20 protein-coding genes are annotated in these 21,518 nt (G+C 72.3%); 11 read left to right on the forward strand and 9 right to left on the reverse strand.

The features are described from left to right. Window positions 1-14: 14 nt before the first annotated feature. On the forward strand, window positions 15-1,241 hold the full coding sequence (locus tag IEY86_RS24080) for a cytochrome P450 family protein (RefSeq protein WP_189133917.1): 1,227 nt from the start codon (window positions 15-17) through the stop codon (window positions 1,239-1,241). 106 nt (window positions 1,242-1,347) lie between these two features. Here the strand turns inward: IEY86_RS24080 and IEY86_RS24085 are convergent, their stop codons facing one another. From IEY86_RS24085 to IEY86_RS24100, 4 genes are all read right to left on the reverse strand, one after another. Continuing rightward, window positions 1,348-2,121 carry a tryptophan 2,3-dioxygenase family protein gene (locus IEY86_RS24085; RefSeq protein WP_189133918.1) on the reverse strand — a complete coding sequence of 258 codons (774 nt, stop codon included), beginning with the start codon at window positions 2,119-2,121 and terminating at the stop codon, window positions 1,348-1,350. A 13-nt stretch (window positions 2,122-2,134) separates the two neighbouring features. Continuing rightward, window positions 2,135-3,394, reverse strand: a complete 1,260-nt coding sequence (locus IEY86_RS24090) for a pyridoxal phosphate-dependent aminotransferase (RefSeq protein ID WP_189133919.1) — start codon at window positions 3,392-3,394, stop codon at window positions 2,135-2,137. A 92-nt stretch (window positions 3,395-3,486) separates the two neighbouring features. Then, window positions 3,487-4,368: a class I SAM-dependent methyltransferase gene (locus tag IEY86_RS24095; RefSeq protein WP_189133920.1), complete on the reverse strand. Its 882-nt coding sequence runs from the start codon at window positions 4,366-4,368 to the stop codon at window positions 3,487-3,489. Window positions 4,369-4,426: 58 nt separating this feature from the next. After that, a complete protein-coding gene (locus IEY86_RS24100; RefSeq protein WP_189133921.1) occupies window positions 4,427-5,191 on the reverse strand; it encodes an SDR family NAD(P)-dependent oxidoreductase in 765 nt (254 codons plus the stop codon). Between the two features lie 255 nt (window positions 5,192-5,446). Between IEY86_RS24100 and IEY86_RS24105 the strand changes: the two genes are divergently transcribed. The 8 genes from IEY86_RS24105 to IEY86_RS24140 all read left to right on the forward strand — a co-directional run bounded on the left by IEY86_RS24105 (window position 5,447) and on the right by IEY86_RS24140 (window position 15,048). Continuing rightward, on the forward strand, window positions 5,447-7,261 hold the full coding sequence (locus IEY86_RS24105) for a non-ribosomal peptide synthetase (RefSeq protein WP_189133922.1): 1,815 nt from the start codon (window positions 5,447-5,449) through the stop codon (window positions 7,259-7,261). Next, on the forward strand, window positions 7,261-8,514 hold the full coding sequence (locus IEY86_RS24110) for a cytochrome P450 (RefSeq protein ID WP_189133923.1): 1,254 nt from the start codon (window positions 7,261-7,263) through the stop codon (window positions 8,512-8,514). The genes IEY86_RS24105 and IEY86_RS24110 overlap by 1 nt, the downstream gene beginning before the upstream one ends. Then, the gene (locus IEY86_RS24115; protein WP_189133924.1) at window positions 8,511-9,602 is read left to right on the forward strand and encodes a cysteine synthase family protein; all 1,092 of its coding nucleotides are present in this window, start codon (window positions 8,511-8,513) and stop codon (window positions 9,600-9,602) included. Before IEY86_RS24110 ends, IEY86_RS24115 begins: the two co-directional genes overlap by 4 nt. Beyond that, window positions 9,599-10,825, forward strand: coding sequence for an ATP-grasp domain-containing protein (locus IEY86_RS24120; RefSeq protein ID WP_189133925.1), 1,227 nt, complete (start codon window positions 9,599-9,601; stop codon window positions 10,823-10,825). Before IEY86_RS24115 ends, IEY86_RS24120 begins: the two co-directional genes overlap by 4 nt. Next, complete coding sequence (locus tag IEY86_RS24125; RefSeq protein ID WP_189133926.1) at window positions 10,826-12,388, forward strand: lyase family protein; 1,563 nt, start codon at window positions 10,826-10,828, stop codon at window positions 12,386-12,388. It begins immediately after the preceding gene. Then, window positions 12,385-13,152 carry a thioesterase II family protein gene (locus IEY86_RS24130; protein WP_189133927.1) on the forward strand — a complete coding sequence of 256 codons (768 nt, stop codon included), beginning with the start codon at window positions 12,385-12,387 and terminating at the stop codon, window positions 13,150-13,152. Before IEY86_RS24125 ends, IEY86_RS24130 begins: the two co-directional genes overlap by 4 nt. A gap of 61 nt (window positions 13,153-13,213) precedes the next feature. Beyond that, the gene (locus tag IEY86_RS24135; protein WP_189133928.1) at window positions 13,214-14,251 is read left to right on the forward strand and encodes an ATP-binding cassette domain-containing protein; all 1,038 of its coding nucleotides are present in this window, start codon (window positions 13,214-13,216) and stop codon (window positions 14,249-14,251) included. Beyond that, the gene (locus tag IEY86_RS24140) at window positions 14,248-15,048 is read left to right on the forward strand and encodes an ABC transporter permease (protein WP_189133929.1); all 801 of its coding nucleotides are present in this window, start codon (window positions 14,248-14,250) and stop codon (window positions 15,046-15,048) included. The genes IEY86_RS24135 and IEY86_RS24140 overlap by 4 nt, the downstream gene beginning before the upstream one ends. A gap of 90 nt (window positions 15,049-15,138) precedes the next feature. Here IEY86_RS24140 and IEY86_RS24145 read toward each other — a convergent pair whose 3' ends face one another. The 3 genes from IEY86_RS24145 to IEY86_RS24155 all read right to left on the reverse strand — a co-directional run bounded on the left by IEY86_RS24145 (window position 15,139) and on the right by IEY86_RS24155 (window position 18,437). After that, window positions 15,139-16,377, reverse strand: a complete 1,239-nt coding sequence (locus tag IEY86_RS24145; protein WP_189133930.1) for a hypothetical protein — start codon at window positions 16,375-16,377, stop codon at window positions 15,139-15,141. Window positions 16,378-16,610: 233 nt separating this feature from the next. Beyond that, window positions 16,611-17,663, reverse strand: a complete 1,053-nt coding sequence (locus IEY86_RS24150; protein ID WP_189133931.1) for a trypsin-like serine peptidase — start codon at window positions 17,661-17,663, stop codon at window positions 16,611-16,613. A gap of 216 nt (window positions 17,664-17,879) precedes the next feature. After that, the gene (locus tag IEY86_RS24155) at window positions 17,880-18,437 is read right to left on the reverse strand and encodes a hypothetical protein (protein ID WP_229698702.1); all 558 of its coding nucleotides are present in this window, start codon (window positions 18,435-18,437) and stop codon (window positions 17,880-17,882) included. Window positions 18,438-18,717: 280 nt separating this feature from the next. Between IEY86_RS24155 and IEY86_RS24160 the strand changes: the two genes are divergently transcribed. Next, window positions 18,718-19,365, forward strand: a complete 648-nt coding sequence (locus IEY86_RS24160) for a ScbR family autoregulator-binding transcription factor (RefSeq protein WP_189133932.1) — start codon at window positions 18,718-18,720, stop codon at window positions 19,363-19,365. 27 nt (window positions 19,366-19,392) lie between these two features. Here the strand turns inward: IEY86_RS24160 and IEY86_RS24165 are convergent, their stop codons facing one another. Next, window positions 19,393-20,376: a CU044_5270 family protein gene (locus IEY86_RS24165; RefSeq protein WP_189133933.1), complete on the reverse strand. Its 984-nt coding sequence runs from the start codon at window positions 20,374-20,376 to the stop codon at window positions 19,393-19,395. Continuing rightward, window positions 20,369-20,902: an RNA polymerase sigma factor gene (locus IEY86_RS24170; RefSeq protein WP_189133934.1), complete on the reverse strand. Its 534-nt coding sequence runs from the start codon at window positions 20,900-20,902 to the stop codon at window positions 20,369-20,371. Before IEY86_RS24170 ends, IEY86_RS24165 begins: the two co-directional genes overlap by 8 nt. A gap of 104 nt (window positions 20,903-21,006) precedes the next feature. Here IEY86_RS24170 and IEY86_RS24175 point away from each other — a divergent pair. Next, on the forward strand, window positions 21,007-21,518 hold a 512-nt coding region (locus IEY86_RS24175; RefSeq protein ID WP_189133935.1), incomplete at its 3' end, for a cbb3-type cytochrome c oxidase subunit I.

Here is a 21,518-nt window from a genome sequence, read left to right on the forward strand (position 1 = left end):
GGAGGCGGACACCGATGACGGAGACCTCGGCGGCACAGGAGGCACTCCCGGTACCCCCGCTGTTCAGCCCGGCCTGCCTGGCCGACCCCTATCCCACCTACGCGTACCTGCGCCGGACCTCTCCCGTGCACCGCATCGCGACCCCGCAGGGGTTCGACATGTGGCTGCTGACCCGGTACGACCATGTGCGCGCCAGCGTCACCGACCCCCGCTTCAGCCGGGATCTGCACCTGGCTCCCCCCGAGGCGACCGCGCTGACCGGAGACCCCGACAGCCCCGTCAACCGCAATCTGCTGACCCTGGACCCGCCGGACCACACCCGTGTGCGCAAGCTCGTCCAGAGCGCCTTCACCGGACACCGGGTCAAGGAGCTGACCGGCAGGGTGCACTCGGTACTCGACGGGGTGCTCGCGGCGGCTCCTCGCCATGAGCCCTTCGACCTGATCACCGCCGTGGCCTATCCGCTGCCCATCACGATCATCTGCGAGCTCCTCGGAGTGCCGGCCACCGACCGGGACGATTTCCGGGAGTGGACCGACGGCCTGGTCTCCGTGGCGGGCCCGGACTCGCTGCGCAGGCTCCGCCAGTCCCAGGAGGACCTGCTCGCCTACTTCCTGGACCTCATCCGGCGCAAGCGGGCGCGCCCCGGCGCCGACCTGCTCAGCGCGCTGATCGACGCGCGCGACGGCGGGGAGCGGCTGTCCGAGAGCGAGCTGGTCGGCATGGCCTTCATGCTCCTCGTCGCCGGGCACGAGACGACGGTGAACCTGATCGCGACCGGAACGAAGCTGCTGCTCACCCACCCCGGACAACGCGCCCTGCTGGAGCGGGACCCAGAGCTGCTGTCCTCGGCGGTGGACGAGATCCTGCGCTACGACGGGCCCGCGGGGATCGCCTTCATGGTGGCCAAGGAGGATGTCGAGCTCTCCGGTGCGACCGTGCCCAAGGGCGCGGTCACCGCCGCCCTGTGGCACGCGGCCAACCGCGACCCGGACCGTTTCGAGGACCCCGACAGCTTTCTCATCGAGCGCTCCGACCGGGCGCATCTGGGCTTCGGCCATGGCATACACCGGTGCATAGGGGCGCCGCTGGCCTCCCTCGAGGCGCGGATCGCGCTGCGGGAGATGCTGACCCGCTTCCCCCGGATGCGGCTGGCCGTGGAGCCGGCCGGGCTGCGGTGGCGGCCCGCGCCGTTCTTCCGCGGCCTGGAGGAGCTTCCGGTCGTGCTGGAGCCGCGCTGAGGACGGCGGGCCCCGGCCCGGCTCGGTCGGCGCGGCCGTCGTCCGCGCGGCCGGGCCGCGCGGGCCGGGCAACCCTCCGTGCGGCAGCCCCGCGCGGGGGCCGCCTTCAGCTCGCCTGAGCCTCGTGCAACTGCGCCCGTGCCTGCCACAGTTCGGGGAAGGGCGCCGCCATCCGCCGGGCCAGGAAGTCCACTCCTTCGCTGCCGCCCGTGCCGGGGGAGGGGCCGATCTGCCGGATCGCCGCCCCCAGGTGCACCAGCTGCCAGCGGCGGACCGCCTGGGACAGATCCACGAGCCCCTCCGCGAGCCGGTAGACCGCGCCGATCTGCGGCGCCCTGCGGTACATCTCCACCGGGGTCAGGGCGCGCTCGTCGAGCGTGTCGAGGAAGCCCTGGTACAGCGCGCTCTTGTCGCCGTACAGGCCCAGCGCCCGGTTCAGCGCCCGGAACTGCTCGGAGGCCGCCCCGCTGGCCGTGCCCAGTCTGCGGCGGAAGCGGGCGAAGCACGACAGCGACAGCCGGTCGAGCACCGCGAAGTGCTCGGCCAGAAGCTCCACGATGCGGGCGGCCCGCTGGACATGGTCCAGGCACAGCTCCAGGTCGCGCGCGGGCGCGGCGACCGCGTGCGCCGCCAGCTCCAGATCGAGCAGGACCTGTTTGAGCCACAGCTCCGAGCTCTGGTGGGCGACGATGAAGAAGTGCTCGGACGCGTGCGTGAACGCCTCGCTGTCCGGTGTGGTCGGCCGCTGGGACGACAGCAGCGCCTCGAGGTCCAGATAGCTGTCGTAGCCGATGTCGTCGTCGCCCTCGGCGGCCGAGGGGGGCACCGCGGCCGAGGGGGGAACCGGGGCGGAGGGAGTCACTGCGGCGGTGCGGTCCACGGCGCCGCCCTCCTCACCGGCCGCCGGTGGCCAGCGCCACCAGCCGGTCCACACCGGTCTCCAACTGGTCCCCGTCCCCGCAGAACGCCACCCGCACCAGCGTGCTCAGCCGCGGGTCCTCGGTCACCGCGACCACCCGCCCGTCGGCGTCGAGTTCGGGCCGCAGGGCGAAACCGCGGGCCGGAGCGATCGCCGTGCCGTGCTCGGCCAGCAGCCGGGCGGAGAACTCCTCGGCGTCCAGGCCGGTCGGGGCCAGGTCCAGCAGGGCGTACCAGCCGCCCTCGGGCACCCGGCGCAACAGCCCCGCCTCGACCAGCCGCGGCAGCGAACGGTCCCGGCAGGCACGCACCGCCTCGTGGTTGCGCGCGGTCGCGTCGGGGTCGGACAGCGCCGCCAGCGCCGCGTACTGCACGGGCGTCGGGGGCGAGACGATGCTCGCCTCCTGCACCACCCTCAGGGCGTCGCCGGCGGCGGCGTTGGGCACGGCCACGTAGCCGAGCCGGTAGCCGGTCATGGCGTAGCTCTTGGAGAAGCTGTAGGTGGAGTACACCAGCCGCTCCTCCTCCGGAACGTCCCGCTCCAGGGACGCCATGGAGACATGCTCGCCCTCGAACACGAAGTGCTCGTACGCCTCGTCGCTGAGCACCTGCCAGCCGCGGCGGCGCGCCACGTCCAGCACGGCCTCCAGGAACGGCCGCTCGAGGACGGCCCCGGTCGGGTTGGACGGGGTGTTGACGAGGATCATCCGGGTCCGCTCGCTCCCGGCATCCTCCAACGCCTCCAGGTCCGGCCGGAAGTCGGCGTCGAGCCGGTAGAAGCGCGGCCGCAGTCCCGCCAGCAGCGCCTGCTGGAGGTGGATGGGCCAGTGGATCCTCGGTAGCAGGATCTCGTCACCGGGATTGGCCACCGACTGCATGAGAGCGGCCAGACCCTGGCAGGAACCCGGGGTGATGAAGATCCGGTCGTAGCGGGTGCGGTGGCCGTTCTCCCGCTCCAGCTTCTCGGCCAGGGCCTCGCGCAGCGGGTCCATCCCCTCGGCGGAGGTGTACGCCGTGCGGCCCTCGCGCGCCGCCGCGCCCAGTGCCTCGACGGCCGCGGGCGGCGGCGCGAACGCCGGCTCGCCCACGTGCAGCCGGATCGAGGGGCGGCCGTTGGCCAGCTCCCACGCCTGCGCGGACCGGAAGGCGTCGTGCAGGCAGGAGGGCGGGATGGACCCGGCCCGGGAGACGGACGCCGGCGGGCGCGCGCCCCCCACTTCGAGGGTCGATGTCATGGCTCTCCTTCGCGTGGCGCACACCTGGCACGACGGCCTGGGGGCTTGCGGACCGGGAACTGGTGGCCGAGAACTCGGGGCGTGGTGGGTCGTCAGTCGCGCGGCGTGGGCGCGAACTCCCACAGGTAGAAGCTCTGCAGGTCCACCGGCCGGTTGCCGATGACATTGGCGGTCAGGCAGCGGAAGCCGTTGAGTTCGAGGTCGCGCTGGACGATGACCGGGGAGAGCTTGTGCTCCTCGTGGAAGGTCGTGGTGAGGTCGTCCAGGGTGATCTGGAGCTCGGCCAGGACCACGGTCCAGTTGTCCTTGTCCATCGCGTAGTCGATCACGAACTTGTACCAGTGCCACAGCGCCCTGCGGCGCTTGTCCTCCAGGTCGCGCGACCACTGGGGCACAGTGCCGTCCGCCTCGTACGCCGCCACCTCCTCGCGCGTGGTGAGCACCAGGCCGTCCGCGAGGTGGATCACATCGGCGGCGGCGACCTTCGCCGTATCCGCCTCGTCGCAGTACTCCGGGCAGAACTCGTCACCGATGATGAGCACGCCCTCCTCGCCCAGCAGGGAGCGCACATGGTCGAGGTAGGTGTTGGGCAGGTGGTGGTGCGAGCCCCAGGAGATCACCACGTCCAGCGGTTCGCTCCACTCCTGGAACGGGCGGTCGAACACCTCCCCGTTGGGCACGGCCGCCATGCGGGCCCGAGCCTGCGCGATCAGGTGCGGCTCGACCTCGTTGGCGATGACGCGGTGTCCGGGAAGGCCCCGGGCGAGCAGCTCCGAGACCACGCCGGAGCCCGAGCCCACGTCCATGACGGTCAGCGCGCGGCCCAGGGCCTCGGCGCGCTTGCGCACCAGGTCGACGATCAGAAGGTCCCCGTCGGTGATGTCGGGGTGGCCGTCGCGCATCGTGTCGCCGATGTCGACGTTCTCGAACTCCGGACGCCCGTAGACGGTCGTCGCCTCTGTTGTGGTGGTCACGCGACTCTCCTTCGTGCTTCTGGCTCTTGGGCGGCCCGGGGACGGCGGGACGCGCTCGCTAGGCGGTGCGCCCGCCGTCCACGGGGAGCAGGGCTCCGGTGACCCACGCCGACGACTCCTCGTCGAGCAGCAGGCACACCCATTCGGCGATCTCCTCCGGGCGGCCGAACCGCCCCATCGGGGTGGCCGACAGCAGACCCTCGCGCAGTTCGTCGACCCCGTCCGCGTCGAGCCCGAGGTCGTCGTACATGGGGGTCTCGACCGGTCCCGGCAGCACGGCGTTCACCCGGACCGCGGGGGCCAGTTCACGGGCGAGGGAGCGGGTCAGGTGGTTCAGCGCCGCCTTGCTCGCGCCGTACAGGGAGCGTCCCGGCAGGGACAGGACACCGCCGACGGAGGAGACGTTGACCACGCTGCCCCCGCTTCGGCGCAAGTGCGGCAGGCAGGCCTGGATCAGCAGGACGGGGCCGCGCAGATGGGTGTCGAGCATGGTGTCCAGCTCGTCGATCCTCGCGTCCTCCAGCGCGCTGAACCGCGCCGTCCCCGCGTTGTTGACCAGGCCGTCGATGCGTCCGAAGTGCTCGGCCGCTGCCGCGACCACCCGTTCGACCTCGGGGGCCTTGCCGACATCACCCGCGAGGACGGCCACACGGGAGCCCTCACCGACCGCCTCGCGCACCTGCGCGGCGGTGTGCTCCAGGGCTTCGGCGCGGCGGCCGACCAGGGCGACCGCGGCGCCGCGGCGCGCGGCACGCACCGCGGTCGCGGAGCCGATGCCCGAGCCGGCCCCGGTGATCAGCACTGCCTTGCCCGCCAACGTCATCGATTCCCCACAGGGGCCGTGCCTGCGGATGCCCACAGGTGCCTACAGTGCAGGTCATGTTTCCCGATGGCTTTGCGGGACCGCCAGGATTCTTTCCCGGATACTTCCCCGGCCTTATTCGGGCGGTGGAACGCCTTCCGAATTCCTTCGCGCCGTTTGACGGCCGACACCGCGTCACCTATTTCTCGAAAGGATATTCCTTTGTCGGCTCCGGCAGGGCGAGGCGGGCGCGAAGAGATGACAACGACGAATGTGATGGCTTCCCAAGCGACTGCGCGGCACGGTGGCGCCTGCGTCATCCACGAACTCGTGGAGCGGCGGGCGGACGCCGACCCCGATGCCGTGGCCGTGGTCTCCATCGAGGGAGACAAGGTCACCTACGGCGCGCTGGTGTCGGAGGCGGCGGCGATCGCCGCCCGGCTGCGCGGAGCGGGGGTGCGCCCGGAGGACCGCGTGGCGGTGACCGCACCGCGCTCCCCGAGGGCCGTGGCCGCGTTCCTCGGAGTGCTCAAGGCCGGGGCCGCGTATGTGCCGGTGGACCCCGACTTCCCGGTGGAGCGGCAGCGGTTCATGATCCGCGACTGCGAGGTCGCCGCCGTCGTGGCCCCGAGCGGGCGCACCCCCGACTTCGTGGACGAGGGCGTACCGGTGGTCTTCGTCGACACCGACGGCACGGTCACCGGTGGCGAGGCGGACGGCGTGGACGAGGGACCGCCGACGCAGGTCCGCCCGGACCAGGCCGCCTACGTGATCTACACCTCCGGTTCGACCGGCGTCCCCAAGGGTGTCGTGGTCGACCACGCCGGGGTCGTCGCCCTGGTCCTGGACGAGGAACGGCTCGCCGTGCGGCCGGGCGAGTCGGTGGCGCAGTACGCCCCGACCGCGTTCGACGCCTCGACGTTCGAGATCTGGGCCGCGCTGTGCCGCGGCGCCCGGGTGGACATCCTTCCCGGGGGGCCGGTCTCGGTGGACGCGCTGGCCGCCGAACTGGGGCGCCGCCGCCCCGACTGGCTGTTCCTGACCACGGGTCTGTTCCATGTGATCGCCGACCACGCCCCCGAGGCGCTGTCCGCGGTCGGCACCCTCATCACCGGTGGCGATGTGCTCTCGCCGCAGCATGTGCGCACCGTGGCGGGCGTGTCCGGGGTGCGGGTGTTCGCGGCCTACGGTCCCACCGAGACCACCGTGTTCGCCTCCCTGCACCGCGCCGACGCCGATGCCGAACTGGACAGGGTGCCCATCGGCTCCCCGCTGCGCGGCCGGTCGATGTACGTGCTCGACGCCGACCTGCGTGAGGTTCCGGTGGGCGAGACGGGCGAGCTGTACATCGGGGGGGTCGGCGTGGCCCGCGGCTATCTGCGGCGCCCGGCGCTGACCGCCGAGCGGTTCCTGCCGGACCCGTTCACCGCCGCGCCCGGCGCCCGGATGTACCGCACCGGTGACCTGGCGCGGCGCAGGTCCGACGGCGAGTTCGAGTTCTGGGGCCGCACCGACCGGCAGGTCAAGATCCGCGGCTACCGCATCGAGCTCGGCGAGATCGAGTCGGTGCTCAGCGCCCGGCCCGAGGTGGCGGGAGCCGCCGTGGTCGCCTTCGACGGCGGAGACGGCGGGAAGCGCCTGGCCGCATACGCCGTGCCCGCCGCCGGGTCCCGGGTGACCGCCTCGCTGATGCGGTCCTGGCTGCGCGTCAAGGTCCCGGCGCACATGGTGCCGGGCACCTGCCTCGTACTCGACGAGATGCCGCGCGACCCCAACGGCAAGCCCGACCGCTCCGCCCTGCCGTATCCCTGGTCCTCCCGCGAGGACCGCGGCGACCTGCCCGAGTACGTGGCCCCGGCCGGCGAACAGCAGTCGCTGATGGCCGAGGTGTGGGCGGAGGTCCTCGGCCTGGACCGGGTGGGCATCGACGACAACTTCTACGAGCTCGGCGGCGACTCGATCCTGAGCGTCGACATCATCCAGCGGCTGCGCCTGGTCGGGCTGGAGTGCTCGGCAGGGGACTTCTTCCGCTACCAGACCATCGCGGAGCTGTCCGCGGTGGTCGGGATGCGGTCCGGTGGCGAGGCCTGATGGAGATCACCGCCCCCGATCCCGGCCTGATCGTCCCGTACGAGGGCGTCGACGTCAGCGATCCGCTGCTCTACCAGCACTGCCAGCACGCCATGTGGCGCACGATGCGCGACAAGGCCCCGGTCAGCCGGCACCGGATGCCCTCGGGGGACGGGTTCTGGGGATTCAGCCGGTACGCGGAGTGCGAGCGCATCGTCAAGGACCACCGGGTCTTCGGCTCCGAGGAGGGCACGATCCTGGCATCGGTGGGGGTCGGCGACAGCGCGGGCGGCCAGACCATCACGCTGATGGACCCGCCCAAGCACGGCGACATCCGCAGGCCCACGATGAAGGCGCTCAGCCACTCGGTGGTCCGCAGGCGCGCCCCAGGGATCCGCAGGCGTGTCCGCGAATTGGTGGAGCCCTGCCTGGAAGGCGGGGTGCACGACTTCGCCAAGCTGATGCGCCGCCTTCCCATGGTGGTGATCGGCGATCTGATGGGCATCCCGGACCGCTACTGGGACACCATCGCCTACTACACCACCGCCAGCATCGCCCCGGACGACCCGGAGTACGCCTGCGGAGCCACCACCCGCGAGACGCTGCGCCGGGCGCACCACGAGCTGTTCACCTGCTTCACGGAGATCATCGACGCCAAGCGGGCCGAGCCGGGTGAAGATCTGATCACCGCGCTGCTCACCCTGGAGACCGACGGCGCTCCGCTGGAGGACTTCCGGGTGGCGCTGAACTGCTACAGCTTCCTGCTCGGCGCCAACTCCACCACGGCGCACGTCGCCTCGCACACCCTGCTCGCCCTCGCCCAGCGGCCGCACCTGTGGGACGCCGCCCTCGCCGACCCCCGCTCCACGGAGCTGCTGATCGAGGAGGGGGCGCGCTGGACCTCCCCGACCAACCACTTGGTGCGACGCGTCCGGGAGGACACCGAATTCGCCGGGGTCACCCTCGCCAAGGGCGACTGGGTGTGCGCCTGGGTGGCCTCCGCCAACCGTGACGAGAGCGTCTTCGCCGACCCCTACTCCTTCGACCCCGGCCGCTCACCGAATCCGCACCTGTCGTTCGGCGCGGGCCCCCACTACTGCATCGGAGCGCCGTCCTCGCGCATGGCGCTCGGCGCCCTCTTCCAGGAGATCGGCACCGCGCTGGCGGGCGCCGAACCCGCCGGGGAGCCCAGCCATCTGCACTCCAACTGGATCAACGGACTGACCAGCATGCCGATGACCTTCCACCCGCGTGCCGAGCGGAGCAGCCGATGACCGCCGACTCCGCCACCGCCCGGGACGCCGCAGCCGCCTCCCACCGCAGCGCGGCCGTCCGCGACGCCGTCGCCGCGGCCGAACTGCCCCGCCTGGTGCGGCTCGAGCACAATCTGTACGCCGCGTGCTTCACCGTGATGAAGCTGCTCCCGGCACGCTTCATCATCGACACCGCCATCCGGCGCGGTGAACTGCGGCCGGGCATGACCGTCGTCGAGACCAGCTCCGGCACCTTCGGGCTGGGCCTCGCCATGGTGTGCGCCCTGCGCGGCTACCCGCTCGTGCTCGTCAGCGACCCGGTGCTGGACGACCCGCTGCGGATCCGGCTGGAGGAGCTCGGCGCCACCGTGGAGATCGTCACCGAGCCCGCCCCCGTCGGCGGCCACCAGAGGGCAAGACTGGACCGGCTGGCCGAGGTCTGCGAGAGCTACGACCCGGTCTTCGTGCCCTCCCAGTACGACAACCCCCTCAACCCGGCGGCGTACGCGGGTGTCGCCGGACTGGTGCTGGAGACCATCGGCGAGATCGACACCCTCGTCGGCTGTGTGGGCTCCGGCGGATCCATGTGCGGCACGGCCTCCTATCTGCGGCAGGCCAACCCGGCGATGCGGGCGGTGGCCGTGGACACCCACGACAGCGTCCTGTTCGGCCTCCCCGACGGACCCAGGACGCTGCGGGGCCTCGGCAACAGCCTGATGCCGGGCAATCTGGACCACTCCACGTTCGACGAGGTGCACTGGGTCGGCGCCGCCGAGGCGTTCTCGGCCACCCGTGAACTCCACCGCGAGCACGCCGTGTTCATGGGTCCCACCAGCGGAGCGTCGTTCCTGGTCGCCCGGTGGGCCGCCCGCAGCTACCCCGACCGCACGGTCCTGGCCCTGTTCGCCGACGAGGGCCACCGCTACCAGTCCACCTCCGGCAGCGAGTTGTGGCTGCGCGAACGCGGCCTGCACCTGCCCGTGCTCCCCGAAGGGCCCGTCACGGTCTCCGACGGCGCACAGGTCAAGGGCCGCTGGGACCGGCTGGCCTGGGGCCGCCGTGAGCGGCCCGGCACCAGCGGGCCGGCCGTGCGGGAGCGCGCCTCATGACGGGCACGGTCGTGCTGGTCGAGAGCAACACCACGGGCAACGGCCGTGAACTGGCTCGTGCCGCCCGCCGGTCGGGACTGAGCCCCCTGCTGCTGACCACCGACGCGAGCCGCTACGGCTATGTCCGGGAGGACGGCGTACCGGTCCGCTCGGCCGACACCGCGAACGTGGACGCGCTCCTCGAGGCGGTTCACACCGTCACGGATGTGGCCGCCGTCGCCAGCACCTCCGAGTACTACATCGACACCGCCGCCGCCCTCGCCCGGAAGCTGGGGCTGCCCGGACCCGACCCCGAGGCGGTGCGCGCCTGCCGCGACAAGGGACAGCAGCGCCGGTCACTGGCCGCCACCGGCGTCCCCGTGCCCGCCAACGCGCGGGTCCACGACCCCGCCGAGGTCGCCCGGGCGTGGAACGCGCTCGGCGGCGGCCCCCTCGTCGTCAAACCCGTCGCCGGAAGCGGCAGCGTCGGCGTCCGGCTGTGCCACACCGCCGAGGAGGCCACCGAGCACGCCCGCCCGCTGCTGGCCCACGCCGTCAACGAGCGTGGAACGGCCATGCCGCACGGTGTGCTGCTGGAGGCCTATGTGGACGGTCCCGAGTTCTCCGTGGAGGCCGTCGCGGGCCAGGTCGTCGGTGTCACCGCCAAACACCTCGGCCCCCACCCCGGCTTCGTCGAGACCGGCCACGACTTCCCCGCGGACGGCCCCCCGGACGTCGCGGAGGCGCTGCGCCGCACCGCCTCCGAGGCCGTGGACGCCCTCGGGCTGCGTGACCACCTCGCCCATGTCGAGCTGAGGCTGGGAGCCCATGGGCCGGTCGTCATCGAGGTCAACCCCCGCCTCGCGGGAGGGTGCATCCCCGAACTCGTGCGCGAGGCCCTCGGCGTCGACCTGGTCGCCGCCGCCCTCGACCAGGCGCTGGGCCGAACTCCGCGCCTGGCCCCCTCGACCGAGGGTGCCGCGGCCGTGCGCTTCCTGCTGGCCCCTGGCGACGGCACCGTCCATGCCGTCGAAGGACTGGAGCGGGCCCGCCGCATGCCCGGAGTACGACGCGCCGACGTCACCGTGGGGCCGCACGACCGCCTGCGCAGGCACGGCGACTTCCGGGACCGCATCGGCTCCGTGGTGACCCGGGCGGACACTCCCGGCAGTGCGGCCCGGCAGGCGGTCGGCGCGCTGGACGCGATCCGTGTCCGACTCGGGCAGCCGGGGGAGGAGGAGTAGATGGCCCAGAGCCCGACGGGCGGGCGCACCCCGATGCACCCCCGCGTCCAGGCCCTCACCCAACGCCCGGGAGTGGACGCGGCGTTCGCCTCCGACCTGGCCCTGGCCACCCAGATCGACCGCGCGCACATCGTCATGCTGACCGAGCAGGGTGTGCTGCCGCCCGCCACCGCCGCCGCCCTGCTGACCGCCGTGGACCGGCTGCGCGCCCTGGACTTCGCCCCGCTGCGGGAGCGGCCCGCGCCCCGCGGCTGGTACCTGATGTACGAGACCTACCTGGTCGACACGCTCGGTCCCGACATCGGCGGCTCCCTGCACATCGGCCGCTCCCGCAACGACCTGACCGCCACCTTGCACCAGCTGAAGCTGCGTGAGCCCTTCCTCGGCCTGCTGTGGGAGTGTCTGCGGCTGCTCGGCGCGCTCGCCCGCCAGGCCCGCCGCCACGCCCGGGTCGTCATGCCCGCGTTCACCCACTACCAGCCCGCCGTCCCCATCACCTACGGGCACTACCTCAATGGGGTCGCGGTCGCCCTGGCGGCCGACATCGAGGCGCTGCTGGGCGTGGCCGACGACCTCGACCGCTGCCCTCTCGGCGCGGGAGGCGTGGGCGGCACCACCGTGCCCGTCGACTCCGGACGCACCGCCCGGCTGCTCGGCTTCGGCCGGGCCTGCCCCAACTCCGTGGAGGCCGTGGCCACGAGGGATGCCGCCCTGCGCCTGCTGTCCTCGGCCGCGGTCATCGGCGTCCTGCTGAGCCGGGTCAGCGCCGACCTGCTGCTGTGGACCACCGCCGACCTGGGGCTGCTCACCGTGCCGGACAGCCTCACCGGTGGCAGCTCGATGATGCCGCAGAAGCGGAACGTCTTCGTGCTCGAACACGTCAGCGGCAAGGCCGCGGCCCCGCTCGGCGCGTTCGCGACCGCGGCCGCCGCGATGCAGAAGACGCCGTTCAGCAACGCGATCGCGGTCCACGCCGAGGGCACCCGCCCGGTCGCCGACGCGGTCGACCAGCTCACCCAGGCGGCAGAACTGCTCCGCCTGGTGGTGGGCGCCGCCCGTCCCGACCCCGAGCGGATGCTCGCCCGCGCCGAATCCGGCTACACCGCCGCCACCGAGGCGGCCAACCGGCTCGCCCTCGAGGGAGGGCTCGGCTTCCGCGACGCCCATGCCGCCGTGGCCCGCGCCGTGCAGCAGGCCCTCGGCAACGGCGGCGAACCGCTGTCCGAAGCGGTCTCCCGTATCCCCGAGGCGCGTGGCCTGCCCGACCTGGCCGCGTCGCCGAAGAGCGTCGCCGCGCTGGCGGAGTACGGCGGCGGGCCGGGGCCACTGTCCCTGGACGACTGCCTGGAGAGCACGCGGGAACGCCTCGGCGGACAACTGGCCCGGCTGCGTGCGCTGCGTGAGCGCTGGCGCGGCTATCCGGACGCACTCGACACGGCGGCGAAGGCCGTCGCCGCCGAAGGCGTCACGGCGGCGGGGCGCTCGACGGCGGACTCGGCGGACGGGAGCCCGGCGGTGGACGCGGCCGAGTCCGTGGAGGCGGGGAGAGGACGGGAGCGATGACCGACGGACGGCGCAGGCTCTGGGTGACATTCCCCCGGCCGAGACCCGACGCCCAGGTGCGCCTGTACTGCCTGCCGTACGCGGGCGCCGGCGCCTCCGCCTACCGCGACTGGCCGCGCCGCCTCGCCGACCTCGGGCCGTACGAGGTGGCCGCCGTGCAGTATCCCGGCCGCGAGAACCGGCTGCGCGAGGACCCGGCCATCGACCTCGACGCCATGGCCGGGGAGGTGCTGTCCACCATCGACCGCCCCTACGCGGTCTTCGGCCACAGCATCGGCGCCCGCCTCGCCTTCGAGCTGTGCCGGCGGCTCAGGCGCGACGGCGCCCCGCCCCCGCTGCGCCTGTTCGCCGCGGGCTGCCCCTCGCCCCAGTACCCGCCCTCGCCGGTCCGCGACAGCGACCTGCCCGACGACGAGTTCGCTGCCCGTGTGGACGGTATGGGCGGGCTGCCCGCCGAGGTCCTGGCCGACCCCGAGCTACGGGAGATGGTCCTGCCCGTGCTGCGCTCGGACTTCAAGATGGTGGACGACTACGTGTACGTGCCCGAGCCGCCGCTGCCGTGCCCCATCACCGCGTTCGTGGGGGATGTCGACCCCGAGGCAACCGAGGAGAGCGCCCGGGGCTGGGAGGAGCAGGCCACGGGCTCGTTCTCCCTGCACGTCCTGCCCGGCGACCACTTCTTCCTGCACAGCTCCCGCTCCCGGCTGCTGAACCTGCTGGCGGCGGACCTGTCCGCGGCCACCGCGACCGCCGACTCGGTCTGAGGCACGCCCCGCGAGAGAGCACGGCCCCCGCACGACCCGGCACGATCCAAGGAGGAGCGACATGGCCGACGCCATCGTCGTCGACGCACTGCGCAAGGACTACGGCGACGTCCGGGCCCTCGACGGCCTCTCCCTGACCGTCGCCGAGGGCTCCGTCCTCGGCCTGCTCGGGCCCAACGGGGCGGGCAAGACCACCGCCGTACGCATCCTCGCCACGCTGCTGCGGCCCGACGCCGGAACCGTCGAGGTCTGCGGCATCGACGCCCTGCGCTCGCCCCAGCGGGTGCGTCCCCTGATCGGCCTCACCGGGCAGTACGCCGCCGTGGACGAGAAGCTGACGGGGTTCGAGAACCTGCGGATGCTCGGACGGCTGTTCAGACTCGGCCGGACGCAGGCCCGGCAGCGCGCCGACGAACTGCTGGAGGGATTCGGGCTCGCCGAAGCGGCCGGACGGCCGGTGCGCACCTACTCCGGCGGTATGCGGCGGCGCCTGGACCTCGCCGCCAGCCTCATCGCCCGCCCCAGGGTCGTCTTCCTCGACGAGCCGACCACCGGCCTCGACCCGCGCAGCCGTGCCGCCATCTGGCGGATCACCGAGGACCTCGTCGCCGAGGGCACCACCGTCCTGCTGACGACGCAGTACCTGGAGGAGGCCGACCGGCTCGCCGAAGCGGTGGCCGTCATCGACCAGGGCCGCGTCATCGCCCGGGGCACCCCCGACGAGCTCAAGAACCGGGTGGGCGGCGAACGGGTGGAGATCGGGCTCACCGACCCCGGCGACGCCGAACGCGCCCAGCGGGCCGTGCGTGCCGTCACCGCCGGAGCGCCCTGCTCGTACGACGGTGAAGGACGGCTGGTGGTCCAGGTCGCCGGGGGCGCCTCCTTGATGCCGGAGCTCATGCGCGAGTTCGACACCGCCGGTGTGGCCGTGGCCGATCTGGCGGTTCGCCGCCCGACCCTGGACGACGTCTTCCTCTCCCTCACCGGTCGGCCGTCTCCGGCACCCGGCCAGGACACCCGGAAGGAGCAGGAGGAGCGGGAGGCGCCACCGCCCGACCGGGTGGCGGCCGCGACCGGCGGAAGGGCGGACGGACGATGAGCACCACGGTCGAGCACGCGGGCGCCCACGGCTACCGCTGGTGGATCTCGGACGCCTGGGAGATGGCGCTGCGCAACCTCAAGCACATCCAGCGCACCCCCGACCTGCTGATGTACGCGCTGATCCAGCCGGTGATGTTCATCGTGCTCTTCCGCTATGTGCTGGGCGGGGCGATCGATGTGCCCGGCGGCGACTACAGCCAGTTCCTGCTGCCGGGCATCTTTGTGCAGATGGTGCTGTTCGGCTCGGTCGCGGGCACCGCCGTGGGCGTGGCCGACGACATGGGCAGGGGCATCATGGACCGCTTCCGCTCGATGCCGGTCAGCCGTTCGGCGGTCCTGGTCGGGCGGACCCTCTCCGAGATCGCCCGCAACCTCGTCGCCGTCGTCGTGATGATCGCGGCCGGACTGCTGGTGGGCTTCCGCTTCGACGGCGACCCGCTGCCGATGACCGCGGCCTTCGCCCTCCTGCTGGCCTTCGGCTACGCCTTCTCCTGGCTGGCGGCCCTCATCGGGATGGCCGTCAGCGGAGCGGAGGCCGCCCAGGCCGGTGGCACGGTGTGGCTGTTCCCGTTCACATTCATCAGCTCCACCTTCGTGCCGGTCTCCTCGATGCCCGGCTGGCTCCAGGCCTATGCGGAGCACAGCCCGGTCACCGTACTGGTGGACACCCTGCGGGCCTGGTTCGGCGGCCACGACGCGGGCTCCTCCGCTTGGCAGTCCCTGGCGTGGACGGTGGGGGTCCTGGCCGTCTGCGCCCCGGCCGCGGTGGCGCGCTACCGGGGCAAGTCCGCCTGACGGCCCGTCCGGCCCACGCCGACCTGCCCCCGCCCGGTGGGGGCCGGGGGGCAGGAGGAGTCTTCGAAGGTCCCGTGCGGCGGTGGGCCGTCAGCCCACGCAGCCGGCAGGAACGACCGGGCTGCCCGTGCAGTTGGTCGGCGTGTTCCCGACGATGGCGGAGGTGGCGAGGGTGATGGCCACATCGGTGCGCAGACCACCCGGCGCGGTCGCGGAGCGGTTCCCCGTCACGGTGCTGCTGGTCAGGGTGACCGTGCCGCTGCTGTTGTAGAGGCCGCCGGTCTGGGAGGCGGTGCCGGTGGCCCGGTTGTCGGTGACAGCGGTCCTGTCCAGCGTGAGTGTGCCCTCGTTGAAGACGCCGGCTCCCTTGGCGTTCGTGCCGGTGAGGGTGCTGCCGGTGACGGTCGAGCTGTTGAGCGTCGCCTTCTCACCGGAGACGTTGTAGAGGCCGCCGCCCAGGGCGTTGGTGCCCGGAGAGGTGTTGGTGCTCACGTTCGTGCTGTTCAGGGTCAGGTCGGCGGCGTTGTAGATGCCCGCGCCCAGGCCGGCCGTGGTGCTGGTGCTGGAGTTGTCGGTCAGGGTGCTGGTGTCGAGGGTGTTCACCCCGTTGTCGTACTCGATGCCGCCGCCGTCCCTGGCGGAGACATTGCCGCTCACGACGGTGCTGGTGATCCGGGAGAGGGCGCCGACGGCGTCCAGCGCCCCTCCGTCACGGGTGGCGTGGTTGGAGGTGACGCGGGAGCCGGTCACTGTCAGCGACGCCGCCGCGTTGGTGAAGAGCCCGCCGCCGTCCCGGCCCGTGTTGCCGGTGACGGTGGTGCCGGTGAGTGTGGCGGTGCCGTTGACGCTGATGCCGCCGCCGTCGGAGGCGGCGGTGCTGCCGGAGACCGTGCTGGTCGCCGCGGTCAGGAAGCCGCCGGCCTGGACGAGGATGCCGGCGCCCGTGTCGCTCGCCGCGCTGAGCAGGCCGTCCTTGACGGTGAGCACGCGCAGGGTGAGGTCGCCGGTCGGGGCGACGTCGAAGATGCGGAAGGGGCCGGAGGCGGTGGCGTCGCGGACGACGGTGGCGCCGTTGCCCTGGATGACGATCGGCTTGGTGATGGGAGGCAGCCCGTCCACGCCCGAGAACGGGGCGGCGAGGTGGTAGGTGCATCCGGCGGCCAGGCTGAGGGTGTCACCGGTGCCGGAGTTCGCGGTCTGGATGGCGGAGACGAGTTGAGCCGTGTCGCAGGGCACGGGTGCCACGGCATGGCTGACGGCGGGGAAACCGGCCACCAGGAACACACTGGCGCCGGCCGCGGAGGCCAGCGCCATCGGGTAACGCGTCACAGGACTCTCCTCAGGGAAACGGCGCACGCCGGTCAGGGCCGCGTGTGCCACTGGTGTGGCCGTGAGGCAGCCGGGGGCCGGACCGGTGGTGATCGGACGATTCAAGTACCTGTCAGGCGGTCGGCGGCAGCAACCGCAGCGATGGCGCCCGCCGCCATAAGAGCACGTGATTCCACCGATCGGGCATGCGAGTGCCCCGGCCGGAGGCATCCGGCCGGGGCACTCCTTGGTGGTCAGGCCGCCTGCGCCTGGTCGTAGAGGGCCTTGACCTCGGTTCCGAAGTACGGGCCGAACATCCAGTTGGGCAGGAAGGTGTAGCCGAAGCTGTTGACGGAGGCCTGCAGGCCCTTGCCGGTGGCCTCGTTGAACGAGGCGAGCCACGGACCGCCGCTCGAGCCGCCCGTCATATTGCAGGACAGGCTGTGGTCCTTGGTGAAGAGGAAGTCCTTGGAGGTGGTCCCGCTGCAGTAGATGAGCCTGGTGCCGTCGTACGGGGCCGCGGCGGGGAAGCCGAAGGCATACATCGCCTTGTTGTAGCCGCCGTTGAACTGCAGGCCCTGGGCTCCGACGACATCGGTGAGCTTCTTGCCGCCCAGCGGGCCGACGACGGCGGCGCCGACGTCGTAGTTGATGTCCTCGCTCGCCACCCACTGGGGAGTGGACATCGTCTTGGCCGCCGTCCAGGTGCCGTAGGGCGTCTGGCCGTCGTGGTAGCCCGGCGCGAAGGTCCAGTTGGTGTGCCAGGCGCCCTGGTACTTGACGCAGTGCCCCGCGGTGATCACGGTGCCGGCGTTCGCACTGGTCACGGCGTCGCCGGAACAGGAGGCGTTACGGCCCTGGAAGGTGAAGAACACCCGGCCGGAGGTGGTGACGACGGAGCCGCCGCCGGTCCATGGTCCACCGGCCTGCGGGAACGCCCTGGGTGCTGCCGCCTTCGGTGCCGCGGACGCGGCGGTGGGCGCGACGGTCGATGGCTTGCCGGGCTTCGGGGCCTTGAGGGCGCCCGGGGCGACGTCGAGCAGGTCGAGCGGAATGGCGCTCCGCATGCGCTCGGGGGTCCAGTAGCCGCTGATCTTCTTCCGCGCGGCGGCGGAGGCCGCGGCGGTGTGGACCGTCGCCGCAGTCGCAGTCGCAGTCGCAGTCGCAGTCGGAGTCGGAGTCGGAGTGGCAGTCGCAGTCGGGGCCGGGGCCGGGGCTGCGCTTGCGGTGGCGGACTGAAGCCCCGCGGTGAGCAGGGCGCCGACGGCGAGCACTATGCCGGCGGCGGTACGACGAGGACGTCTCACGCGTACTCCTTCTGCCCAGGCCGCGCGAGGTGTCGCGCGGACAGTGTGGGGCCGGACCACGGTGTGTGCGGTCCGGGCAGACGAGAGGTGCGGATTCGAGGTGCGTCAGGCAGCGTGCCACGAGAGCCGATGATTTGGCAGGGGCGCGTCAATGGCATGGCCGAATGTCGCCCACAGCGCGTGGACGACTCTCAGCGGACCACCGTCGGGGGATGGTCAGAAGAGGAGCTCGTACGGGTCGCCCCAGGGGTTGATGGGCAGGTGGTCGGGGCCGGTGCGGGACGCCGTGTCGTACAGGCGCTCGAGCAGATCGACGGCGGGCGGCAGCCGAAGTCCGAGGGCCGCCGCCGCGTAGGCCCGCTGTTCGGCCAGGTCGGGGATGTCCTCGCCGACCTCCTCCTCCACCTCTTCCACCGCCGCGGCCAACTCCTCCTCGCTGCCGTCGCTCCTGGCGGCCAGGTTCAGGCAGTCCCGCCAGGACGGCAGACCGAGCACGGTCTCGACGGCGTGGGTGAGGCTGTCGGCGACGAGCGCGGCACCGCCTTCGGAGTCGGCGTAGAGAACCGGCCTGTGCTCGCCGACGCTGTCGCCGACGAGGAAGTAGGTGCCCCCGCCCGCGTCCCCGGCGACGGGTTCGAGCGCGTCGCCGCCGGGAAGAGCGAGGTCCTCGACCGGCTCGCGGCGCTCGATGTCGAAGTCGGCGATATCCGCCAGCAACCGGGCGACTTCGGGATTGCCGCCGATCCGGTCGAGGAGTGTCTGGGCGTAGGTCACAGCCGAGACCCTACGGCGCCCGCCGCGTTGGTCGCGCAGCGGTGCCGCGCGTGCGTGGCCCCGACGGTTCCCGGGGCGACGGTCCAGCTCCGGGCGCGGGGCGCGATCGTCGCCACGCACCCATTGTTCCCGGCGGTTTCGGTCACCCGTGTACGGGGGACGGTCCCGTACAGATCATGTCCATACCCATCCAGCGATTCTTCTTCGTGTGATGAGTGTCATAGTGTCCGTGGCCGCCGGCCGCGGCGGTCGGCCGCGCGCCGAAGGCAGGAGGCGTCTGATGGCGCAGCAGGAGCGTGCGATCAGAACGCGCCGCGCGATTCTCGAGGCCGCCGGCTCGGTCTTCGACGAAAGCGGCTACGACAGCGCCACGCTGTCCACCATCCTCGAGCGCGCCGGAGTCACCAAGGGCGCCCTGTACTTCCACTTCCCGTCCAAGGAGAAGCTGGCGCTGGCCGTGCTCAACGAGCATGTGGACGAGGTCCAGGCCCCATCGCAGCCCACCAAGCTGCAGGAACTGGTCGACGCGGGGATGATCCTCGCCCACCGGCTGTCCTGCGACCCCATCCTGCGCGGGGGGACCCGGTTGACCATCGAGCAGGGGGTCGCCAAGCACCAGCGGCGCGGTCCGCTGCTCGCCTGGCGTGATCACAACCTCCAGCTCCTCACCGAGGCGAAGGAACGCGGAGAGCTGCTGCCGCATGTGGTGCTGGAGGACACCGCGGCGCTGTTCGTCGGGGCCTTCACCGGCCTTCAGCTGATGTCGCAGATCCTGTCCGACCGCGCTGACCTCGAGGACCGGGTCGTGGTCATGTTCAACCACATACTGCCGAGCATCGCCGTGCCGGCGCTGCTGGGAACGCTGGACATCTCCGCCGACCGGGCGCGCGACCTCATGGGCAAGACGCTGACCACGCACGGCGGTTGATCATCCCGGGGCACCACTGACCTTACGTCAGATCCATGCCTGGTAGGAGAGGACATCTCCAGCCTTCACCCGGTACTCCTTGACGTCCTTGACGAAGCTCAGTTCGAGGCCGAGCACCTTGCCGCTCCCCGGATCAAGGATGACCATCCGCTGGTCGGGGGCGCCCCTGCCCCCGAATGTGTACGCCTGCCCTCGCCGCCCGAGCCGGTCGGTCACCGCTCCGGCCGGTCGCAGACCGCGGGTACGAGCGAGCATCCCGACGACGGCCGCCGTCTCGCGGGTCCCCGGCGTCCATTGGGTCAGGAGCTCGGACAGGGCGTCGAGCAGGGGTTCCGTATCGCTCCCGGCGCCGCGGTACCGCTGCGCCAGGTAGTCGCGCAGCGCGCCCGGCGTGGACGGCGGCGGCATGCGGTACATGGACTCGCCGCCCCAGGAGCCCGGGGGATACCGCTTCCGGCTGAGGATCTCCCCGTCCGTGACCACCCGGTTCCTCAGCCCGCTCCCGTCGATCACGGGCCTGCCGGGATGCCGGGGGTCGGTGGCCACCACCAGGAGCGAGCCGCTTCCGTCCGCGTTCCAGCGCGACCAGCGCTCCTCGGGCAGGGACACCGGTTCCCGCGCTCCCGGACCGGTCTCCATGCTCAACGACCATTCCTGTACATGGCAGCCGCGTCGGGCCCGCGTCGGACGGTGCGCCGCCACGGCCCGCGCCGTGCGGGCGATCCGCTCCAGTGGGACGGTGGTGGAGACGCCGTCCGGTCGCAGGGGAGCCGGGGCCGCCGCCGCGGGGGAGGAACCCGTCCCCGTGATCACGGCGCCCAGCCCGCCGGCCACGGCGAGGCCCGCCGCGGCCACCCCGATGAGGAGCCGGCGCGACATATGGCGCGGGCGCTCACCGAGGAGTTCCTCGAGCCGCCGCTCGGCGTGGAAGTCCAGCGGCCCGTCGGGCCAGCGCTTGTCATCGGCACGTACGGGGTTCGCGGCACGCAGCAGTTCCAGATCGTCAGTCATCGCAGGCCCTCCGTGCCGTCACCGTCATGTGCATGCGGTCGATCCGGGTGCGAAGTCTTCGCCGTGCCCGGTGCAGGCGCATCCCCGCCGCCGCCGTGCTGCACCCGAGGGCCAAGCCGACCTCCTCCAATGTCAGTTCCTCCCACGTGGTGAGCCTCAGTACCTCCTGATCGGACTCGGAGAGCGAGGCGAGCGCTTCGCGTACCCAGGCGCCGGGCGGCTCGGCCTCGGGGCCGTGCGCTGTCCACTGGCCGTGCGCCGCACCATGGTTGCCGATCCGCAGCAGAAGGCGCCGGTAGCGGCTTCGCCCGCGCACGGTGTTCGCCAGGCAGTTGCGGGCCACCCCGTACAGCCACGGCAGGACGTCGTCGGGCACCTCGCCGCGGCGGCGCCAGGCCACGGAGAAGACCTCCGCGACGACCTCGTCGACCTCCCAGGACTGACCGTCCAGCCGACGGGCCACGTAGCGGCCGACCGCCCCGTAGTGCTCGCGGTAGGCGTCGGCGAAGAAGTCGTCCCTGCTCATGATCTGTTCATGTCCGGCACAGTCCAGGTCCTCACACCCCCGGATGTGAGGACCGTCACCGGCAGGGGTGTCAGGAAGCCGGCGCCGCCGGACACCAACAGATCATGAGCAACAGAAAATCGGTCACGGCGCCCGCCCGGGCCAGGGGCGGCGTTGCGGTGAAGTGGCTGACGACCACCGACCACAAGACGATCGGCTCCCTGTACCTGATCACGGCCTTCGGGTTCTTTCTCCTCGGCGGGGTGCTGGCGCTGATCATGCGCGCCGAGCTCGCCCGCCCCGGTTCGCAGATGATGTCGAACGAGCAGTTCAACCAGGCGTTCACGATGCACGGCACGATCATGCTGCTGATGTTCGCGACGCCGCTGTTCGCCGGTTTCGCGAACTGGATCATGCCGTTGCAGATCGGTGCGCCGGATGTGGCGTTCCCGCGGCTGAACATGTTCGCGTACTGGCTGTACCTGTTCGGGTCGCTGATCGCGGTGGCGGGGTTCCTGACCCCGCAGGGCGCCGCCGACTTCGGCTGGTTCGCCTATGCGCCGCTGTCGGACGCGGTGCGCTCGCCGGGTGTGGGCGCGGACATGTGGATCATGGGTCTGGCGTTCTCCGGTTTCGG

Source organism: Wenjunlia tyrosinilytica (assembly GCF_014646055.1).
GTDB lineage: Bacteria > Actinomycetota > Actinomycetes > Streptomycetales > Streptomycetaceae > Wenjunlia > Wenjunlia tyrosinilytica.

Coding starts and splice junctions, on each gene's coding strand:
- IEY86_RS24080 (WP_189133917.1), top strand. CDS start 15: ATGACGGAGACCTCGGCGGCACAGGAGGCACTCCCGGTACCCCCGCTG.
- IEY86_RS24090 (WP_189133919.1), bottom strand. CDS start 3,394: ATGACATCGACCCTCGAAGTGGGGGGCGCGCGCCCGCCGGCGTCCGTC.
- IEY86_RS24100 (WP_189133921.1), bottom strand. CDS start 5,191: ATGACGTTGGCGGGCAAGGCAGTGCTGATCACCGGGGCCGGCTCGGGC.
- IEY86_RS24105 (WP_189133922.1), top strand. CDS start 5,447: ATGGCTTCCCAAGCGACTGCGCGGCACGGTGGCGCCTGCGTCATCCAC.
- IEY86_RS24110 (WP_189133923.1), top strand. CDS start 7,261: ATGGAGATCACCGCCCCCGATCCCGGCCTGATCGTCCCGTACGAGGGC.
- IEY86_RS24115 (WP_189133924.1), top strand. CDS start 8,511: ATGACCGCCGACTCCGCCACCGCCCGGGACGCCGCAGCCGCCTCCCAC.
- IEY86_RS24120 (WP_189133925.1), top strand. CDS start 9,599: ATGACGGGCACGGTCGTGCTGGTCGAGAGCAACACCACGGGCAACGGC.
- IEY86_RS24125 (WP_189133926.1), top strand. CDS start 10,826: ATGGCCCAGAGCCCGACGGGCGGGCGCACCCCGATGCACCCCCGCGTC.
- IEY86_RS24130 (WP_189133927.1), top strand. CDS start 12,385: ATGACCGACGGACGGCGCAGGCTCTGGGTGACATTCCCCCGGCCGAGA.
- IEY86_RS24135 (WP_189133928.1), top strand. CDS start 13,214: ATGGCCGACGCCATCGTCGTCGACGCACTGCGCAAGGACTACGGCGAC.
- IEY86_RS24140 (WP_189133929.1), top strand. CDS start 14,248: ATGAGCACCACGGTCGAGCACGCGGGCGCCCACGGCTACCGCTGGTGG.
- IEY86_RS24160 (WP_189133932.1), top strand. CDS start 18,718: ATGGCGCAGCAGGAGCGTGCGATCAGAACGCGCCGCGCGATTCTCGAG.
- IEY86_RS24165 (WP_189133933.1), bottom strand. CDS start 20,376: ATGACTGACGATCTGGAACTGCTGCGTGCCGCGAACCCCGTACGTGCC.
- IEY86_RS24170 (WP_189133934.1), bottom strand. CDS start 20,902: ATGAGCAGGGACGACTTCTTCGCCGACGCCTACCGCGAGCACTACGGG.